Origin of the sequence: Acinetobacter sp. C15, from assembly GCF_013420645.1 — a bacterium.
Classification (GTDB): domain Bacteria; phylum Pseudomonadota; class Gammaproteobacteria; order Pseudomonadales; family Moraxellaceae; genus Acinetobacter; species Acinetobacter indicus.
The window spans coordinates 24728-40328 of the sequence record NZ_VOXR01000012.1 but is presented as its reverse complement, the minus strand read 5'-3'; the positions used below and the strand labels follow the sequence as shown (position 1 = coordinate 40328).

The following is a 15601-nucleotide window of genomic DNA, read 5'->3' as shown; positions in this document are numbered from 1 at the left end:
TTTGACTACATTTCTGCTTGTTTTTCCCTCATGGAACTGATTGATTTTATCCTGCATGTTGATGCGCATTTACTTGAGTTCATTACCAATTATGGGGTCTGGATTTATGCCATCCTGTTTCTGATTATTTTTGTTGAAACTGGTCTGGTGGTGATGCCCTTTTTACCGGGGGACAGCCTGTTATTTGCAGCCGGTGCGCTGGCGGCCTCGACCGGTGCCATGGACCCGTGGTTATTGGGCGGCTTACTGTTTATTGCCGCTGTCCTCGGCGATACCCTGAACTATCATATTGGTAAATATATTGGGCCACGGGTATTTGAAATTGAATCGCGCTTTATTAATAAAAAACACCTGATTGCCACCCAGCAATTCTTTGCCAAGCATGGCGGTAAAACCATTATTTTTGCCCGTTTTGTGCCTTTTGCCCGCACCTTTGCCCCTTTTGTTGCCGGTGCCGGGAGCATGAACTATAAATACTTTCTAACCTATAACGTAGTGGGCGCTTTCTGCTGGATTGGCTCATTTATTACCCTGGGTTATCTGTTTGGTAACATGCCAATTGTGAAAGAGAATTTTACCTATCTGATTTTTGGCATCATTATTTTAAGTGTCTTGCCGGGGGTGATTGGTTTTGCCCGCCAGAAGCTGAAAAAGTAGGTCCGCGCTTAAGCGAAAAAGCGCAGAATAACCGGAAAAGCACACAGCACCAGCAACATGGCCGATCCTTTATACAAGAGATCGGCTTTTATTTGCTTGGATTCTCCCGATAAAATCGCGCGACCAAAAGACATCCAGAACAGCGCAGTCGGCAACAGCACCAGACAGAACACTGCATAAACCATCAAGAAATTGGTCGGATTATCCCAGGTTTCAGTCGGTAAAATCCCGGCAGCAAAAAGTAGTGCCTTGGGATTTTTTAAGGTGGCAAAAAACAGCTGATGCGGGCGGATAGACGGGTTGAGCTGGTTATGCTTGACCAGATGCGCATGCTTCCACAAATGAAAAGCCGTCCACAGCACATATAGTGCGCTCAGGCCATGCAGAATATGGCTTAAATACGGCCAGATTGGGACGGTCAGATGAATCAGCAGCGCCCACAAACTGATGGCATATAAATAGCCGAGCAGCTCGGCAGGCACAAATAAACTGGTTCTGGCAACTCCATGTTGATGTGCTGAACTTGCAAGCAAAGCATTGGTTGGTCCCGGAATAAGCAGAACCGCAATCATTGCCAGCACAAACAGCCAACTTTCAATCATAGACACCTGAAATTACCTGAAATTAGGCGCACACCTTATATTAATTTGATAAAAACTGACAAGTTTTTCTCACGACTGGGAGGATATTTGGACAGATAAAAAAGCCTTTATTTTTATTTAAATTTAAGATTTTTAATAATTTTTTCTGAAACATTTTGCTAAGATTTTTCACGCCGTGACTCGCATAAACTGCCAGCCCAGCGTGAAAAATGCGAAGCCTTAACTGGCCTGCTTGGTGCGTACAACAATTGGACAGCCTTTAAAACGCGCCGCCTGCACAATGGCTTCCTGCTCGCCCAGCACCCGTGCCAGTTCAGTATTTTTGGTATTCGATGATTGTCCCATATTGACCGAAACACTTGGGCCAATGCCCCAGCCGCCACGACTGCCCCATCCTCCGCCAAGACCCACCCCCACACCAACGCCGGTCCGTTTAGGCGCCTGTACGCCCTGATCAATATAGGACTGAATCCGGTTATATTCGCTTTGCAGCTGCTGACAGTTCAGCGCCTGATAATGTGTAGGCGAGACATAGGTCGGTTTAACCGTCGTGGCACAGGCACCCAGCAGCAAGGTTCCGGCAGCCAGCAGGCTGATATACAGTGTTTTCATGCCCATCTCAGGATTGTTTCTGTTCAATCTCATTGAACAACGATTGATAGGCCTGCGTCAATTTATGATCTGTAGCAAAATGAATAAGCGGCAGATTTTTATGATGCGACTCTTTCATGATGACTGAGGGTGGCAGCATGCTGTTAAATACCGGTAACTGCTCCTCTTTCAGCTGCTCGACCACTTCTCGTGGCAGCTTGGCCTGGGCCTGGAACTGGTTCACCACAATGCCTTCAATCTCCAGCTCGGCATTATGATCTTCCTGGGTTTCCAGCACATTCTCAATCAGGCTGTGCAGGGCACGTTTGGAAAACACATCGCAGTCAAACGGAATTAATACCCGGTCAGCCGCAATCAGTGCTGACAAGGTAAAGAAATTAAACGCCGGCGGTGTATCAATAAAGACCCGCTCATAACGCCCGGCCAGTGAAGCCAAGGCATCCCGCAATTTATAGATTTTATGTTTGCTTTCTAAGGCATGGGCCAGACTGCCCAGGTCCGGACTGGCTGGAATTACATCCAGATTTGGAAAGGGCGATTGATGCACATAGGCTTCCAGACCTTTGGCGCGGCTTTTTAAGATCGAGCCCAAGGCATTGCCAATTAAGCCTTTGCTTTGGGTATTGCCCAGCACTTCTTCAAAATAGTTCTGGATATTTGGCTCTAGTGCCGGCTTATGGGTGGAATAGGTGGCATCATCCCCCAGTAAATACTGGCTGGAGTTGGCTTGCGGGTCCAAATCAATGACCAGGGTTTTAAAGCCCTGATGGGCACTGATGGCGGCCAGATTGACCGTAATACTGGATTTTCCAACGCCGCCTTTCTGGTTAAAGACCACACGTGTTCGCATGTCTATCCCTCTGATTTTATATTCTAATTGGCTCAAGTGTAGCGAAGTATAGCCGAGAGATAGACATTATTGTCGAACAATTAACCAAAACTTGGCTTGATCATTACCAAGGCGATAATCGCCAGTAATGCAACCAGGGCTATGCCCCAGCCGGCGCGGCGTTGCACCAGTAAAATACTGTCCGTTTTACGGTAGGCTTTCATTAACGAAGACAGCATCACCAGGAATAAAATGATTTTGGCATAAAACCAGGTTTCGACCTGAAAATCCTTTAATGCCAGCAGCACAATTCCGGTTACTACTATCAGCGTAACCGATAAATGTTGTAGCGCCACCCATAGTGTGCGTCCGGCCGGATTGGGCTGGTTGCCCTGCACGCCTTTAAATAAGGTCAGACCACGGGCCAGCAGAATGACCAGCAATACGCTGATGCTGGTCATATGAATAATTTTAAGTAAAAGTTGGATTTCCATGAACTGTTCTGATCTCTATTTCTTGTTCCGGGTTATTGTTTCGGGGCGTGGGCACATTCCGGGCTTGAGGTATCCTGTCCTTGCCATTCATCCTGAACAAAGGCATGAATTGCCAGCGCATGAATCTTGCTTGGACTTAACAGATCACCGACCGCGGCATAGACTTGTTGATGACGCTGCACCAGACGTAAACCGGCAAACTGTTCACTAACGATTACCACCTTAAAATGAGATTCCTTCCCCGGATAATAGCCGCCGTGACCAGAAGATTCATTCACCACGTCTAAATGTGTCGGGTTCAGGGTGTGTAAGCGTTCAATCAGTTGTTGTTCTATGCTCATGATCATGCATCCAAAAAGGCCTGAGATTAATCTTAGTATACCCTGTTCTTTTTGCGATATTGTGGCGACCGGCTGAAAACCGGCTTTTTCCCGCCTGAACCGCCGCTATGGGCTGATTTCACAGCAGAAATCATCTAAACCTTGGTCAAAATGGCTTTTATTTATGCAATCAGCACAAGTTTTTTCACAAAGTTATTGACCCTGTTTTTGCATAATGTATTATACACCGCATGCGGGAATAGCTCAGTTGGTAGAGCACAACCTTGCCAAGGTTGGGGTCGCGAGTTCGAGTCTCGTTTCCCGCTCCAAATTCTTTTTTGTTCATTTTTTAAAGTAAAAAATTGATCGACCCTGCGGGAATAGCTCAGTTGGTAGAGCACAACCTTGCCAAGGTTGGGGTCGCGAGTTCGAGTCTCGTTTCCCGCTCCAAATTCAAAAAGCCCTAATCGAAAGATTGGGGCTTTTTTCTTGTTGATTTTATTATATTTTTTAAAAACTCTTCTTCCTTTGTTCTTCGATTCAATAAAAAATATTCTTAATGTAATTTGTATTTTGTGACCAAGATGTGACCATGGCGTGCCCACGACAATAAAAATGGTCTCAATTGACCTTAAATGTCCTCAATCGATCACCAATTTTAGAGCTTTTTTGAAGGCAAAAATCACCCAGTTCTCTTCCAAACAAGGTGTTTTTTTACCAAACGATCAAGGATTTGTGACCATTTCACTTTTTGATGTGACCATTTGTGACCAAACTAGCCATTATCATTTTGATTATTATCAATTTTCTTAAAAATCAATAAATCGCCCACTTCTACATCTAATGCAATACAAATTTTATCAATGGTTTCAAAATCAATCCGTACAGATTCATCATTATAAAGTTTATGCAAAGTAGATTTATTAATTCCAGTACTTCTCACCAAATCAGCAACCTTAAGTTTCCTTTCTGCTAATAAAACCGCCAAGTTTGAGATAATCATAAAATTTCCTAGTTAAATCATAAAAAGTACTTGCAACAACATAAAAATATGATAATTTATGTCTTAGGAATAATTTTTCCTAGTTACCTAGTAAAAAATATGAGGCTCTATTATGTCATATACCTATCTCACAGCCCAGCAACTGGCTGAAAAAATCCAGTACGACGCTCGTACTATCCGCAACCAACTGAAGGACAGTGTCTTTATTGAAGGTGTTCACTACATCCGTCCTTTTGGTGGTCGAAAAATTCTTTTTGTTTGGGAACGCATTGAAACTGAAATGCTTAAATTCACCGGTTTAAGCATGGATGCCTTGCAATAAGGCTTAGGAGGTTTAACTGATGGCTACCATCCGGGAACGAAGTGGCAAACTGATTGCCGACTTTCGCTACATGGGCATTCGTTGTAGAGAGACAACCAATCTTGAAGACAATGCTTATAACCGACGCATTTTGAAAAAACGTCTCGAACAGCTTGAAGCTGAAATTACTTTGGGAACTTTTGAATACGAAAAGTACTTTCCAAAAAGTAACCGTGTTGAGGAGTTTAAGGAAAAAAGAAGTCAGCAAATTGCTGTACAGACCAAAGTTCCTCTTTTTAAAGAGTTTACTGAATTGTGGTTTAAGCAGAAACAAGTTGAATGGAGAACCTCATATCAGCAAAAGGTTTCAATTGTGATCAAAAACTATTTGATTCCTGCTTTTGGTAATCAGGTTCTCTCGAAAATCAAGAAGTCAGACTTGCTGAACTTCCGTGCCTCTCTCGCCAAAGTGACACACGGAAAAGATCAAACAAGTCTGAAAGCATCGAGGATCAATCAAATCATGACGCCTTTACGTATGATACTCAATGATGCGGCTGAACGATACGAGTTTGAGTCGCCTTATAAAAATATTAACAATCTGAAGGAAAGCAAGATTGAAGTCACACCTTTTTCTCTGGAAGAGGTGCATAAAATTCTTACCACAGTGCGTGAAGACTTCCGCCCCTATTACACCATTCGCTTTTTTACGGGTATGCGTACCAGTGAAATCGATGGTCTGCAATGGAAAAATATCGACTTACAGCGTCGTGAAATCCATATCAGAGAAGCGTTAGTAAATGGCGAGCTTGGTGGAACCAAAACTTATGGTTCTGACCGTACCATCCAAATGAGTGATCGGGTTTATCAGGCCTTTCTGCAACAGAAAATGTTAAATAATGGTAAATCAGAGTTTGTATTCTGCAATCGTGATGGTGGACCTCTCGATTATCGTCTGGTAAACAAGCGTGTCTGGCATCCTCTGCTACGCTTTTTAGGATTAACGCCTCGTCGTGCTTATCAGACACGTCATACAGCAGCAACGCTCTGGTTGGCGGCAGGTGAAAATCCAGAATGGGTCGCTCGCCAATTGGGGCATTCAACCACTGAAATGTTGTTCCGGGTCTATAGCCGCTACATTCCGAATGTTACCCGTCGCGATGGCAGTGCTTTTGAAGCCATGCTGGAGAGACTCACTACAGAGGAGCTTGCACATGAATAGTAAAGCTTTCTTTGGTGGTGTGGTGATCAGCCCTGAAGCAGATATGGTCGCTCGTGAATTAATCCATGAGCTACACATTCCGAAACTGCACAATCTGGCCTTTTTGCTGGAAATCAATAAATGCTTCGATGATCACCAAGCATTAAGACTTTGGCTACAGCGAATGCTGGATGAAGGGCAAGCTCATTACGATGACTTAGCTCAACAGGCCCGTGTCCGCTTAATGAGTCTCGCTCACTCATAAAACAAACATAAAAGGTCATCAAATCGATGACCGTAGCCCCTTTATACCTATAAAAAGGTGAACATATGCATAAAGATATTTCAATTTGGATGCCACTCTATATTGGCGACCTACAGGCGAAATTTGCACGAATGACAGCAGAACAAATTGGTGCGGCACTGCTGTTAATGATGGATTTCTGGAAAAATGGAGCTATTCCTCATGATTTAGCAACGGTATGCAGCATCACGAAATTACCGCAGCATACCAAGGCTAAAACTTTGTTGAATACGCTGACAGCATTAGAATTATTTGAAGTCGAATCTGAACAAATTCTTTCAAGTTTTTTAACCAGTTTAAAAAGCCAGGCATTGCAAAATCAGCAAATGAAATCTGATAAAGCTAAAAATGCAGCTCAAGCACGTTGGGGGAAATCCGCAAGTAATGCTCAAGCATCAGCCAAGCAACGAAAAGTAAATGCTCAAGCAGCTCCTGAGAAGAACCCGAGTATTACTCAAGTCATGCTTGAACCATGCCCTTCATCTTCATCTTCATCTTCATCTTCATCTTCAAATTTTGAAGAAAAAAATGAGGATTTTTTAGAAAATTCCAAATGGATTTAGGAGAGTGATCATGAATACCATGCTTAAAACGCTCCAGTTTCGCACAGAAACAACGGAAACACTTTGCCCTACCCATCATATACCCCTGATGGAAATCGCTGGTCACAAGCTATGTAAATTGTGTGCCAAAGAAACCGTCCATCACTCACATGCAGCCTATGCAGATGAGTTGCAACAGCGATTGCTACAACAGAAAATCAAAAACTCAGGGCTCAATAAACGCTACCTGGATCGTGGCTTCAAGAATTATGTAGTTGCATGCCCTGCACAAGACAATACCATCAAACTATGTCAGGCCTTTGCACAGCAGATTATTTCTGACCACAACCCGAACATGTTGATGATTGGTACACCAGGTACAGGTAAAACCCATCTGAGTGCATCAATTATTCGCAACATTCTGCATAACAGTACAAAATCTGCACGCTACTATACCAGTGCAGAAATTGCTCAAAAAATGATGGACACTTGGTCAGATGCTTCACGCTCTGAAAAGGAAGTCATCGACCATTTCTCCAGCTTTGATTTATTAGTGATTGATGAATATGGCCTGCATGACCGGCATGAAAAACGCCTGGAGATGGTGCATAAGGTCTTATATAGTCGTTATGACAATATGAAATCTACCCTGCTGATTTCCAATTTCACAGTCCAAAATATGCAGCGGGATTTAGGTGTCCGATTATGGTCAAGGTTGCATGAAAATAGCCTGATCATTGTTCCATGCTACTGGGCAGATCAAAGGATTACTTAATACTGCTTGCAAAAAAGAGCCTTGTTAGACGGCTCTTTTTAACTTATCTCTTTTTTAAATTAAGTGGCTTTGTTGCACAAACCTATCTGTAAAGGGTTTTTCAGCGATATAATTTTCAAATGAAGAAGCCTACACACAAAATCTACCGCACAACCAATTGGCCCGCATATAACCGAGCACTCATGAGTCGCGGAAATATTGCCATTTGGTTTGATCCTGCTACGCAATGGTATGCGCCCCTTCTAAGCTAGGTTTGTGCTACAAAGCCTTACCTCAATTAAAATCCCACATAAAACTTCTCAATCAATTGCCTTGTCTTCACCATTAAACTGGTCAAAACATTATCCCGTTCAAACAGCTTAACCTTATAGTTTGGTAAGTCCTTCAATTCTTCCTTACGTGGTAGGCGTTTGGTGAACTCATAATGCTCCAGAACCTGCTTCATGGCTTCTGGTTTCAGGTTTTCTTCTTTACAAAGATGCTGATAGGCCTGTTCTTTTTCAGCATCCCAGAATTCAGAAAAAGCTGTTTGGACGCTTTGGCCGTTGATCATCTTCGGCATGTTTTCTTCAATGAATTTTTGAATGAGGTCTTGCTTATCGTGCAAGCTAATATCGCTACTGATTAAATCGTAAATTTGCGCTTGGTACTTCTTACGCTTGTCCTCTGAGTCTGTATCAACAACAAGCTGTAGCAGGTTGATGATATAACCAACATTAATGCGATCACTATGCAGTAAATCCAGTTGAAAATCGACATCATCCAGTACCGATACTTTGTCTCTCTTGGTGGTCTTTCTAACGGCACGACATAGGTCAGCATACTTAGAGGCGAAGTTTGCAAAGTGCTGCTTATCAAGTTGTGTTTGGTCTTGATCGTATTCAATAAAAGTTTGTAATTGCGCGTTATAGCGCATCACTTCACGGAAAGCTTTAATAAATTCGAGTTGCTGTTCTTCAGTGACAAGATCATCGACTGATTGGTAATTGGGCGTTAAGGCAAACAATTTGCTCACCGCTGCTTGGTAATCCTGTTCGATTTCCGCATAGCTTGGAACAAGGACGATCTTGGTCGTTTCTTTGTTGGAAAATAGTGCCAGCGCTTCATCCGTTGCACGTTTTAGGTTACGGAAACAGATGATATTGCCAAATGGTTTTTTATCGTTGTAGACACGATTGGTACGAGAGAATGCTTGAATCAAGCCATGATATTTTAGGTTTTTATCGACATACAAGGTATTTAGCGGCTTAGAGTCAAAGCCCGTGAGGAACATATTGACCACGATTAGAATATCAATCTGTCTGTTTTTTACGCGCTGTGCAATGTCGCGGTAGTACGCATAAAATTGATCGCCAGAATTGTAGTTGGTTTTAAACTGTCGGTTGTAATTGGCAATGTAGCGATCTAGCTTATCCCGACTGGATGAATTGACCTGAGTTGGAATATCTGCGGCTTCTTCGTGAATCAAGCCAGTTAAGTCATCAGTCGGTACAGCCTCATTTGCCGCATAGGAAAAGATGGTTGCAATAGTCAACGGTTTAAATATCCGACCTTGTGCTTCATCTTCAATTTGCTTTTCAGCCTGCACCTTTTCAAAAAGGTCGTAATATTGGGTCAGTGTTTCGACCGAACTGACACAGAACATTGCGGTAAATTCACGATTACGGGTTTTGGTATCGTGAATATTGACAATGTAGCGGGCAATCATTTCTAAGCGTTTCGGGTTGTCATAAAGTTCTTTGGTATCGATGCCTTCTACATCTTCCTCATAACTTTCATTCGTCGCCATGCCTTTGGCGGTGTATTTGCCCCGATAATCAATCTGGAACTGCAAGACGTTACGGTCACGGATGGCATCGACAATCACGTATTTATGCAAACATTCATTAAACAGGTAATCTGTGGTGAGTTTTAAACCTGCTTTGCTTTGGCTGTTCTTTTCAAAAATAGGCGTACCGGTAAAACCAAACATTTGTGCATTGCTGAAGAATTTTTTGATGTTCTGATGGGTCTCACCAAATTGACTGCGATGACATTCATCAAAAATAAAGACCACTTTTTTATTTTTAAGATAATCAATCGATTCTAAATATCGGTCAGTACTGATGGCCCGATTGAGCTTTTGGATGGTGGTCACAATCAGTTTGTCATGTCGTTGATCGAGCTGTTTTACCAAGGTCGATGTGTTATCGGTGCTGTCGACGCTGTCGGCTTTAAAAGCATTAAATTCGCGTGAGGTTTGCGTATCGAGGTCGTTACGATCGACCACAAACAAGACCTTTTCAACATCGGGCATTTGCATGATGATCTGACTGGCTTTAAATGAAGTCAGGGTTTTGCCTGAACCTGTAGTGTGCCAGATATAGCCGTTCTGATCGGAGTTTTGCACATGCTCCACAATTTTCTGTACTGCATAAATCTGATAGGGACGCAGCACCATCAGGCTTTTGGTGGTTTCTAGCAGCACCATGTACTGGGTCAGCATTTGGGTTAGATGCTGCTGATTTAAAAAAGCTTCGGCAAAGTCGACAATTTCATTGATATGTTTGTTATGAACATCTGCCCAGGGAAAGGCAAACTCGATGCCTGTGGTGCCGTTGGAGTAATAACGGGTATTGGCACCGTTACTAATCACAAAGAGCTGAATAAAACCAAACAGCCCTTGCCCTGCCCAATAGGCTTCACGAATATAGCGTTGGGTTTGATTAAAGGCTTCGGCGATTTCCATGCCGCGTTTTTTTAGTTCGATCTGTACCAAAGGCAAACCATTGACCAGTAAGGTCACATCAAAACGGCTGGTTCTGCCATTATAGTCGCGGTGATCGATGGTGATTTGATTGGTCACCTGATAGATGTTCTTGCTTGGGTCATCCGAGAGAAAAAAGATGTGTTTGCTGCTGCCGTCATCAAATTTGACTGGAAATAGATCACGCAGATTCTTGGCTCGCTCAAACACTGTGCCTGTGTTTAAAAAACTGATGACTTGTTTCCATTCCGTTTCTGACAGGGGCGCTAGTCCATTGGCACGTTCAATCTGGGTTTTGAGGTTTGACAGTAGTTGGCTTTCATCCTTGAGCGTGACTGAGGCATAACCCAATTGCTTGAGCTGGCTAATCAATTCATTTTCAAGTTGATATTCGCTTTGTACTGTCATCTTACCGTCACTTTAAATTATAAATTTTGAAATAAAACCAAAGGAAAAAATTTGTTCTTACGTAGGTTAGTAAATGCTCTTGCGTTTGTCCTGCGTTTAAACTATTTGCCTTTTGTTGAAGGAATTCGAATCCAACAAACTCTTGGGCAATTGTTAGATTTTGAAATTCTTCAAGATAATAACCTTGTAATACACTTTGAAACTTTAAATGCTCAGTTTCCGATTCAAACCATAAATCAAAAAAATCATTATACGAATCTGCATATTCATCTTTTATACGGCACCTTAAGCTCAAATCAGGTTTAATTCTCTCAATTTGACTTAACAAGTATTCATTCAGACGACTAATTACATGTTGTATCTTATAAAATATTGGTTTATCAACTTTACCTTGGACTAATAATCTAAAGTTTATTGCAGACATTTCTGCTTGCTTATCACATAAAAATGTTTCTAACTCTCGGATGATACCAAGTCCTAATTTTAGGTGATCAGTATTTTCATTTAAAAAAAATTCTACTTCTTCTGCACAAAGCTCTACAGTTTCTAAAAAAGTAGCTATTCGCATTTGGTATAGTGCATCATTACACTGCCTGATATGCTCAGCACTTTCTTTCATTGAGTTACGAAAGGCTGCCCCCAAGCCAAACGTTGCTGAATCAACTAAAGCTAAACTCGCATTACCAGCAAATATTTCTAAAACTGTATACCCATCAAATCTTTTCATGCCTACCCTACACAAACATCTGCTGTAACAAGCCTTTTTTCCAAGTTTTAGCCTGTTCTATTTGCTGTGCCACCACTTCAATTTTTTGATCAATGGCAGATAAGAAATTGGCGATTTTGGTTTGTTCTTCTGGGCAAGGCAACCGAATTAAGCATAATCCAATTTCACCTAAATTAATTTTCTTTGGAAAAGCTACGTGAATAGTTCTTTCATGTAATTCTCTTTGAAAGAAAACAGACTTAATATATTGATTTACAAAAGAAGAATTATGGTTTTTATCAACTTTAATTAAGGCTAGGCTTACATAAAATGATGCACGTACATCCCAATCAATTAATTTGGATGTCCCAATATCTCCGATCCTAGTTAACAAAATGTCATTTTTCTCTAGTTGAACTCTTTTCAGCTCATTCAAAAATACGTCTTCAGCGATAAATTTTGTTTTAAAAAAGTTGTTTGCTGTTACGTGTTCCACACTATAGAAAGGCACACCATCTTCAACATAATTAGGGGTTTGATGAGTACCGTCATAAATTCTTGCAATAGTCTTAAGCGCTTTTTCCTCCCACTCCCCAAACTCACTACCATCATCCGCTTTAAAACGAATCTGCTGGCTAAACAGCTTTTGCATCATGCCTTGTTTATATTGGCTGAGTAGCGCATGTTTTTGCGTGAGTTGGCTGATCTTTTCATCGACTGCGGAAAGAAACGAGGCGATTTTGGTTTGTTCTGCTTTTGCAGGAGTCATCAAACTTACATCACATAAAATTTTCTGAGAAATATTTGTCTGCGATTTTGCTAATCCTGAAGTTTTAGATTGAAGCTGATTTTGACATTTTACAGATGACAGGCTAATTCCTAAAAATTCAGGATTATTCTCATTATCTGCTTTCAATCTAATTAACTTATCGGAAATCATTAATTTCGAGCGTACATTATGTGGAACGACTGCCACTACACCTACACGTTCAGTTGGGCCAGCTCGAGTAACCAAAATATCGTTAGGCTTTACCTCAATCTCAAATCTAGCTTCTAAATTAGATGGAAGTTTTTTATTAAAATTAGCCTTAAAGCCATCCCAATCTACTGATGTGGTTTTTAAAACAGCCCACTCATTCTCATCAGCAGGATAACTTTCGCATTGAGGACTCCAACCTGAATCAATTGAATCTATACAATCTTTTAATTTTGATTCAGACCAATCCCCATCAAACTCTTTAAATCTTAACTTCGGTGCAACCATTACTTCACCTCCGAAAACGGTGAAACAATGCCTAGCTCTTTGCAAAAATCTGCAATGATGGCATCGGTTTTTTGGCTGTCTTGTTCCAAAGCTTGAAGCTGTTTTGCAATCGCATCTAAATCAATCTCGGCTTCCGCTTCAAAGGTATCCACATAACGCGGAATATTCAGGTTGTAATCGTTATCTTTCACTTCCTGCAAAGTCGCCACATGCGCATACTTTTCAATATTTTCACGCTTTTCAAATGCCGCAACAATCTTATCCAAATGCTCAGGCAGTAACTTGTTTTGGTTCTTCTGCTTTTCAAAATCATTGCTGGCATCAATAAACAGAATATTACCGCTCTGCTCACGGTTTTTCTTCAGCACCAAAATACAGGTTGGAATCGAGGTACCATAGAAAATATTGGCAGGTAGACCAATAATGGCATCCACCACGTTCATCTGTTCAATCAAATACTGACGAATCACGCCCTCACTCGAACCACGGAACAAGACGCCATGCGGCAATACCACCGCCATGGTGCCGTTGTCATCCAGTTGATACAGCATGTGCTGTACAAAAGCCATATCCGCTTTGGAGCTTGGCGCCAGTTTGCCATAAGAAGCAAAACGCTCATCTTGTAAAAATAACGGATCGGCAGACCATTTTGCAGAAAATGGCGGATTCGCCACCACCGCATCAAACTTTTTATCTAAATGCTGCGGACGGGTTAAAGTATTTTCCTGCTTGATGTCGAACTTGGCAAAATGCACATCATGCAGAATCATGTTCATGCGTGCCAAGTTGTAAGTAGTACGGTTCATTTCCTGACCGTAAATCATATCGACATCTTTGACTTCACGTTTTACCCGTAGTAACAATGAACCCGAACCACAGGTCGGGTCATAGACTGAACGTAAACGGTCTTTGCCTTGGGTGACAATCTTCGCCAGTAAAGTCGATACCGTTTGCGGGGTATAGAATTCACCCGCTTTTTTGCCCGCACCTGAGGCAAACTCACCAATCAGATATTCGTAAGCATCACCCAGTACATCGGCTTCGGTATTACTAATATCAAAATCAATGTCATCTAAATGACTCAGGACTTTCGCCACCAGTGCATTACGGTCACTGGCATTATTGCCAAGCTTGGTCGAGTTTAGATCCAAATCTTCAAACAGGTTGGCAAAGTCATCGGCAGAGTCAGTACCTAACGTGCTTTGTTCAATTGATTTTAAGGTCGCAGTTAAATCATCCAAAATGAATTCGCCCTGACGACCACGCTCGGCTAAGGTATGGAATAGCTGTTTGGGTGTAAGCGCATAACCCACTTCGGCAATGGCATTCTTTTTAATTTCTTCGATGTACGGCACATGCTCAGCATTATTTTCATCTAATTCTAAAAAGCTGAGGTCTTCGCCATCGAGCAATTCGTTGGCAAAATTAACCGACTTTTCTGATAAATATTTAAAGAAAATAAAACCCAGAATGTAATCACGGAATTCATCGGCGCCCATGGTGCCGCGCAAAGTATTGGCAATATTCCAAAGTTGTTTTTGTAATTGTTGCAGTTGTACTTGGGTCATTGTTATAGGAGTCCAAATAAGTAAATCATTAATAAAATGATTTTACCTAAAATTCTAAATTATGCAGCAGTAAAAAGGTGGACAAGGACATGAATTGTCGTGGTCAAGCGATGTAATCTGTCAATTCAGGCGCTAGATAGAGACATAATCTAAACTATATAGCAGCCTACTCCAGTAATCTTCACTACAGAAAAATAAAGACATTAAAGTACTCCAGATATGGGACTAAACACCTAATATATGTTTATCTTTTCCACCTAGCCAGACTAAATATTCATTCTCTATTGCCTGCTTATACGCCCAGTCGGCAACCCGATGCGAACGTTGCAGATCGGTTAAAAAACCTAATTGAGAAATTTCCCGAACAATAGATTGATCATGTAGATAGTTCCGCTCCTGCCACTGTTGCAGAAATTGTTCTGACGCCAAATAATTACTTTTTTGTGAGTTGCACTTTTCATCCGCCAGGACAAAATTATGTCCGGTATCGGCAGGATATAATGCCCATGGAATAAAATGATCCACGGCATATTTTGAATTTTTTAGGCTTTTGCCACAGTAAAAACACTGGCATTGCTGTACGTCAATTAAGAAGTCCGCGACCTTCCCCAGTTGATTGCGACTTGGGGCAAACATGAATTCATCTAGATCAGGCAAACCATCCAGTACCACTAGGTTCTGCTTGTTTAGCCGAACAAAATCAATCCAGCGCTTCTGGCACAACTCTTCAATGATTTCACTAAATTGTCTTAAGCAATACATCACCTTGGGCAACAGCTTGAGGGACTGCTTGGAATCTTCAAGACTATAGAGAAACTCTATGGTTTGACCATTCAAATTCTGCAAATACACCACCGGCATTTGCTTTACCGTTGTTGCAACTGCTCGCTTCAACCTGTTCCAGTAAAGTACATCCTTTCTCAACGCGGCCAAGGTCTCGAATTGTTGCTGTGCTTTCTGGATTTCACTGATGATCTTTGCCTGCTTACCAGTGCTTTGATGAATAGTAAAAGGCTCATACTGGTTAAACTGAAACGGCAGTGACTGTTTCCAGTACAGGTCAATAAACTTTTCCGCAATATCCTGATAGTCCAAATGCAAGACAGCACCAGTATCTTGCCCCTGTTCAATCGCCAGACGCGTGATACTTATCAGTAAGGCAAACTTATATGTCGAAGTAAACGTCCCTGACTGCAAAATCTGCTGAATATGCTTTAAGAATTTCAACTGTTCTTGAGGGGTTGGTATTTCGGCTATACTGAATAACAT

General features: G+C 41.7%; 17 protein-coding genes, 2 tRNA genes and 1 pseudogene. 9 read left to right on the top strand and 11 right to left on the bottom strand.

Annotation, left to right across the window (positions count from 1 at the left end):
• The first annotated feature begins 30 nt into the window (after positions 1 to 30).
• Positions 31 to 657 (top strand): DedA family protein, encoded by a 627-nt coding sequence (locus FTT63_RS06795; RefSeq protein WP_180192098.1) that lies wholly within the window; start codon positions 31 to 33, stop codon positions 655 to 657.
• Positions 658 to 665: 8 nt separating this feature from the next.
• On the opposite strand, the gene FTT63_RS06790 is transcribed toward FTT63_RS06795, so the two are convergent.
• The 5 genes from FTT63_RS06790 to FTT63_RS06770 form a co-directional block, all read right to left on the bottom strand.
• On the bottom strand, positions 666 to 1259 hold the full coding sequence (locus FTT63_RS06790) for a LysE family translocator (protein WP_005181344.1): 594 nt from the start codon (positions 1257 to 1259) through the stop codon (positions 666 to 668).
• A 219-nt stretch (positions 1260 to 1478) separates the two neighbouring features.
• Positions 1479 to 1871 (bottom strand): hypothetical protein, encoded by a 393-nt coding sequence (locus tag FTT63_RS06785; protein ID WP_005181343.1) that lies wholly within the window; start codon positions 1869 to 1871, stop codon positions 1479 to 1481.
• Positions 1872 to 1878: 7 nt separating this feature from the next.
• Positions 1879 to 2721 (bottom strand): ParA family protein, encoded by an 843-nt coding sequence (locus FTT63_RS06780; RefSeq protein WP_005181342.1) that lies wholly within the window; start codon positions 2719 to 2721, stop codon positions 1879 to 1881.
• 80 nt (positions 2722 to 2801) lie between these two features.
• On the bottom strand, positions 2802 to 3194 hold the full coding sequence (locus tag FTT63_RS06775) for a SirB2 family protein (protein ID WP_168383793.1): 393 nt from the start codon (positions 3192 to 3194) through the stop codon (positions 2802 to 2804).
• A 32-nt stretch (positions 3195 to 3226) separates the two neighbouring features.
• Positions 3227 to 3535, bottom strand: coding sequence for a BolA family transcriptional regulator (locus tag FTT63_RS06770; RefSeq protein WP_016658959.1), 309 nt, complete (start codon positions 3533 to 3535; stop codon positions 3227 to 3229).
• A gap of 232 nt (positions 3536 to 3767) precedes the next feature.
• Here FTT63_RS06770 and FTT63_RS06765 point away from each other — a divergent pair.
• Together FTT63_RS06765 and FTT63_RS06760 are read left to right on the top strand one after the other, a co-directional pair.
• A tRNA-Gly gene (locus FTT63_RS06765) sits at positions 3768 to 3843 on the top strand.
• Positions 3844 to 3888: 45 nt separating this feature from the next.
• Positions 3889 to 3964, top strand: a tRNA-Gly gene (locus FTT63_RS06760).
• 325 nt (positions 3965 to 4289) lie between these two features.
• On the opposite strand, the gene FTT63_RS06755 is transcribed toward FTT63_RS06760, so the two are convergent.
• Positions 4290 to 4517, bottom strand: coding sequence for a helix-turn-helix transcriptional regulator (locus FTT63_RS06755; protein WP_016658958.1), 228 nt, complete (start codon positions 4515 to 4517; stop codon positions 4290 to 4292).
• A gap of 112 nt (positions 4518 to 4629) precedes the next feature.
• Here FTT63_RS06755 and FTT63_RS06750 point away from each other — a divergent pair, with 112 nt between their 5' ends.
• The 6 genes and pseudogenes from FTT63_RS06750 to FTT63_RS06725 all read left to right on the top strand — a co-directional run.
• Positions 4630 to 4839 carry a hypothetical protein gene (locus FTT63_RS06750; protein ID WP_000122748.1) on the top strand — a complete coding sequence of 70 codons (210 nt, stop codon included), beginning with the start codon at positions 4630 to 4632 and terminating at the stop codon, positions 4837 to 4839.
• A gap of 19 nt (positions 4840 to 4858) precedes the next feature.
• Positions 4859 to 6040, top strand: a complete 1182-nt coding sequence (locus tag FTT63_RS06745) for a site-specific integrase (RefSeq protein WP_004835499.1) — start codon at positions 4859 to 4861, stop codon at positions 6038 to 6040.
• On the top strand, positions 6033 to 6284 hold the full coding sequence (locus FTT63_RS06740) for a hypothetical protein (protein WP_004835501.1): 252 nt from the start codon (positions 6033 to 6035) through the stop codon (positions 6282 to 6284). The genes FTT63_RS06745 and FTT63_RS06740 overlap by 8 nt, the downstream gene beginning before the upstream one ends.
• Before the next feature lie 65 nt (positions 6285 to 6349).
• Entirely contained in the window at positions 6350 to 6886 is a 537-nt protein-coding gene (locus FTT63_RS06735; RefSeq protein WP_095706003.1) for a DUF1376 domain-containing protein, read from the top strand.
• A gap of 10 nt (positions 6887 to 6896) precedes the next feature.
• Positions 6897 to 7640: an ATP-binding protein gene (locus tag FTT63_RS06730; protein ID WP_016658955.1), complete on the top strand. Its 744-nt coding sequence runs from the start codon at positions 6897 to 6899 to the stop codon at positions 7638 to 7640.
• A gap of 119 nt (positions 7641 to 7759) precedes the next feature.
• Positions 7760 to 7876, top strand: a pseudogene (locus FTT63_RS06725) (IS5/IS1182 family transposase); the annotation flags it as partial.
• A 41-nt stretch (positions 7877 to 7917) separates the two neighbouring features.
• Here the strand turns inward: FTT63_RS06725 and FTT63_RS06720 are convergent.
• The 5 genes from FTT63_RS06720 to FTT63_RS06700 form a co-directional block, all read right to left on the bottom strand.
• Positions 7918 to 10794, bottom strand: a complete 2877-nt coding sequence (locus tag FTT63_RS06720; protein ID WP_095706002.1) for a type I restriction endonuclease subunit R — start codon at positions 10792 to 10794, stop codon at positions 7918 to 7920.
• 7 nt (positions 10795 to 10801) lie between these two features.
• Positions 10802 to 11521 (bottom strand): hypothetical protein, encoded by a 720-nt coding sequence (locus tag FTT63_RS06715; RefSeq protein WP_095706001.1) that lies wholly within the window; start codon positions 11519 to 11521, stop codon positions 10802 to 10804.
• Positions 11522 to 11528: 7 nt separating this feature from the next.
• On the bottom strand, positions 11529 to 12764 hold the full coding sequence (locus FTT63_RS06710) for a restriction endonuclease subunit S (RefSeq protein WP_095706000.1): 1236 nt from the start codon (positions 12762 to 12764) through the stop codon (positions 11529 to 11531).
• Positions 12764 to 14332 (bottom strand): type I restriction-modification system subunit M, encoded by a 1569-nt coding sequence (locus FTT63_RS06705; RefSeq protein ID WP_095705999.1) that lies wholly within the window; start codon positions 14330 to 14332, stop codon positions 12764 to 12766. The genes FTT63_RS06710 and FTT63_RS06705 overlap by 1 nt, the downstream gene beginning before the upstream one ends.
• Before the next feature lie 225 nt (positions 14333 to 14557).
• Positions 14558 to 15601: an HNH endonuclease gene (locus tag FTT63_RS06700; RefSeq protein WP_095705998.1), complete on the bottom strand. Its 1044-nt coding sequence runs from the start codon at positions 15599 to 15601 to the stop codon at positions 14558 to 14560.

Coding starts and splice junctions, on each gene's coding strand:
- FTT63_RS06795 (WP_180192098.1), top strand. CDS start 31: ATGGAACTGATTGATTTTATCCTGCATGTTGATGCGCATTTACTTGAG.
- FTT63_RS06790 (WP_005181344.1), bottom strand. CDS start 1,259: ATGATTGAAAGTTGGCTGTTTGTGCTGGCAATGATTGCGGTTCTGCTT.
- FTT63_RS06785 (WP_005181343.1), bottom strand. CDS start 1,871: ATGAAAACACTGTATATCAGCCTGCTGGCTGCCGGAACCTTGCTGCTG.
- FTT63_RS06780 (WP_005181342.1), bottom strand. CDS start 2,721: ATGCGAACACGTGTGGTCTTTAACCAGAAAGGCGGCGTTGGAAAATCC.
- FTT63_RS06775 (WP_168383793.1), bottom strand. CDS start 3,194: ATGGAAATCCAACTTTTACTTAAAATTATTCATATGACCAGCATCAGC.
- FTT63_RS06770 (WP_016658959.1), bottom strand. CDS start 3,535: ATGAGCATAGAACAACAACTGATTGAACGCTTACACACCCTGAACCCG.
- FTT63_RS06755 (WP_016658958.1), bottom strand. CDS start 4,517: ATGATTATCTCAAACTTGGCGGTTTTATTAGCAGAAAGGAAACTTAAG.
- FTT63_RS06750 (WP_000122748.1), top strand. CDS start 4,630: ATGTCATATACCTATCTCACAGCCCAGCAACTGGCTGAAAAAATCCAG.
- FTT63_RS06745 (WP_004835499.1), top strand. CDS start 4,859: ATGGCTACCATCCGGGAACGAAGTGGCAAACTGATTGCCGACTTTCGC.
- FTT63_RS06740 (WP_004835501.1), top strand. CDS start 6,033: ATGAATAGTAAAGCTTTCTTTGGTGGTGTGGTGATCAGCCCTGAAGCA.
- FTT63_RS06735 (WP_095706003.1), top strand. CDS start 6,350: ATGCATAAAGATATTTCAATTTGGATGCCACTCTATATTGGCGACCTA.
- FTT63_RS06730 (WP_016658955.1), top strand. CDS start 6,897: ATGAATACCATGCTTAAAACGCTCCAGTTTCGCACAGAAACAACGGAA.
- FTT63_RS06720 (WP_095706002.1), bottom strand. CDS start 10,794: ATGACAGTACAAAGCGAATATCAACTTGAAAATGAATTGATTAGCCAG.
- FTT63_RS06715 (WP_095706001.1), bottom strand. CDS start 11,521: ATGAAAAGATTTGATGGGTATACAGTTTTAGAAATATTTGCTGGTAAT.
- FTT63_RS06710 (WP_095706000.1), bottom strand. CDS start 12,764: ATGGTTGCACCGAAGTTAAGATTTAAAGAGTTTGATGGGGATTGGTCT.
- FTT63_RS06705 (WP_095705999.1), bottom strand. CDS start 14,332: ATGACCCAAGTACAACTGCAACAATTACAAAAACAACTTTGGAATATT.
- FTT63_RS06700 (WP_095705998.1), bottom strand. CDS start 15,601: ATGTTATTCAGTATAGCCGAAATACCAACCCCTCAAGAACAGTTGAAA.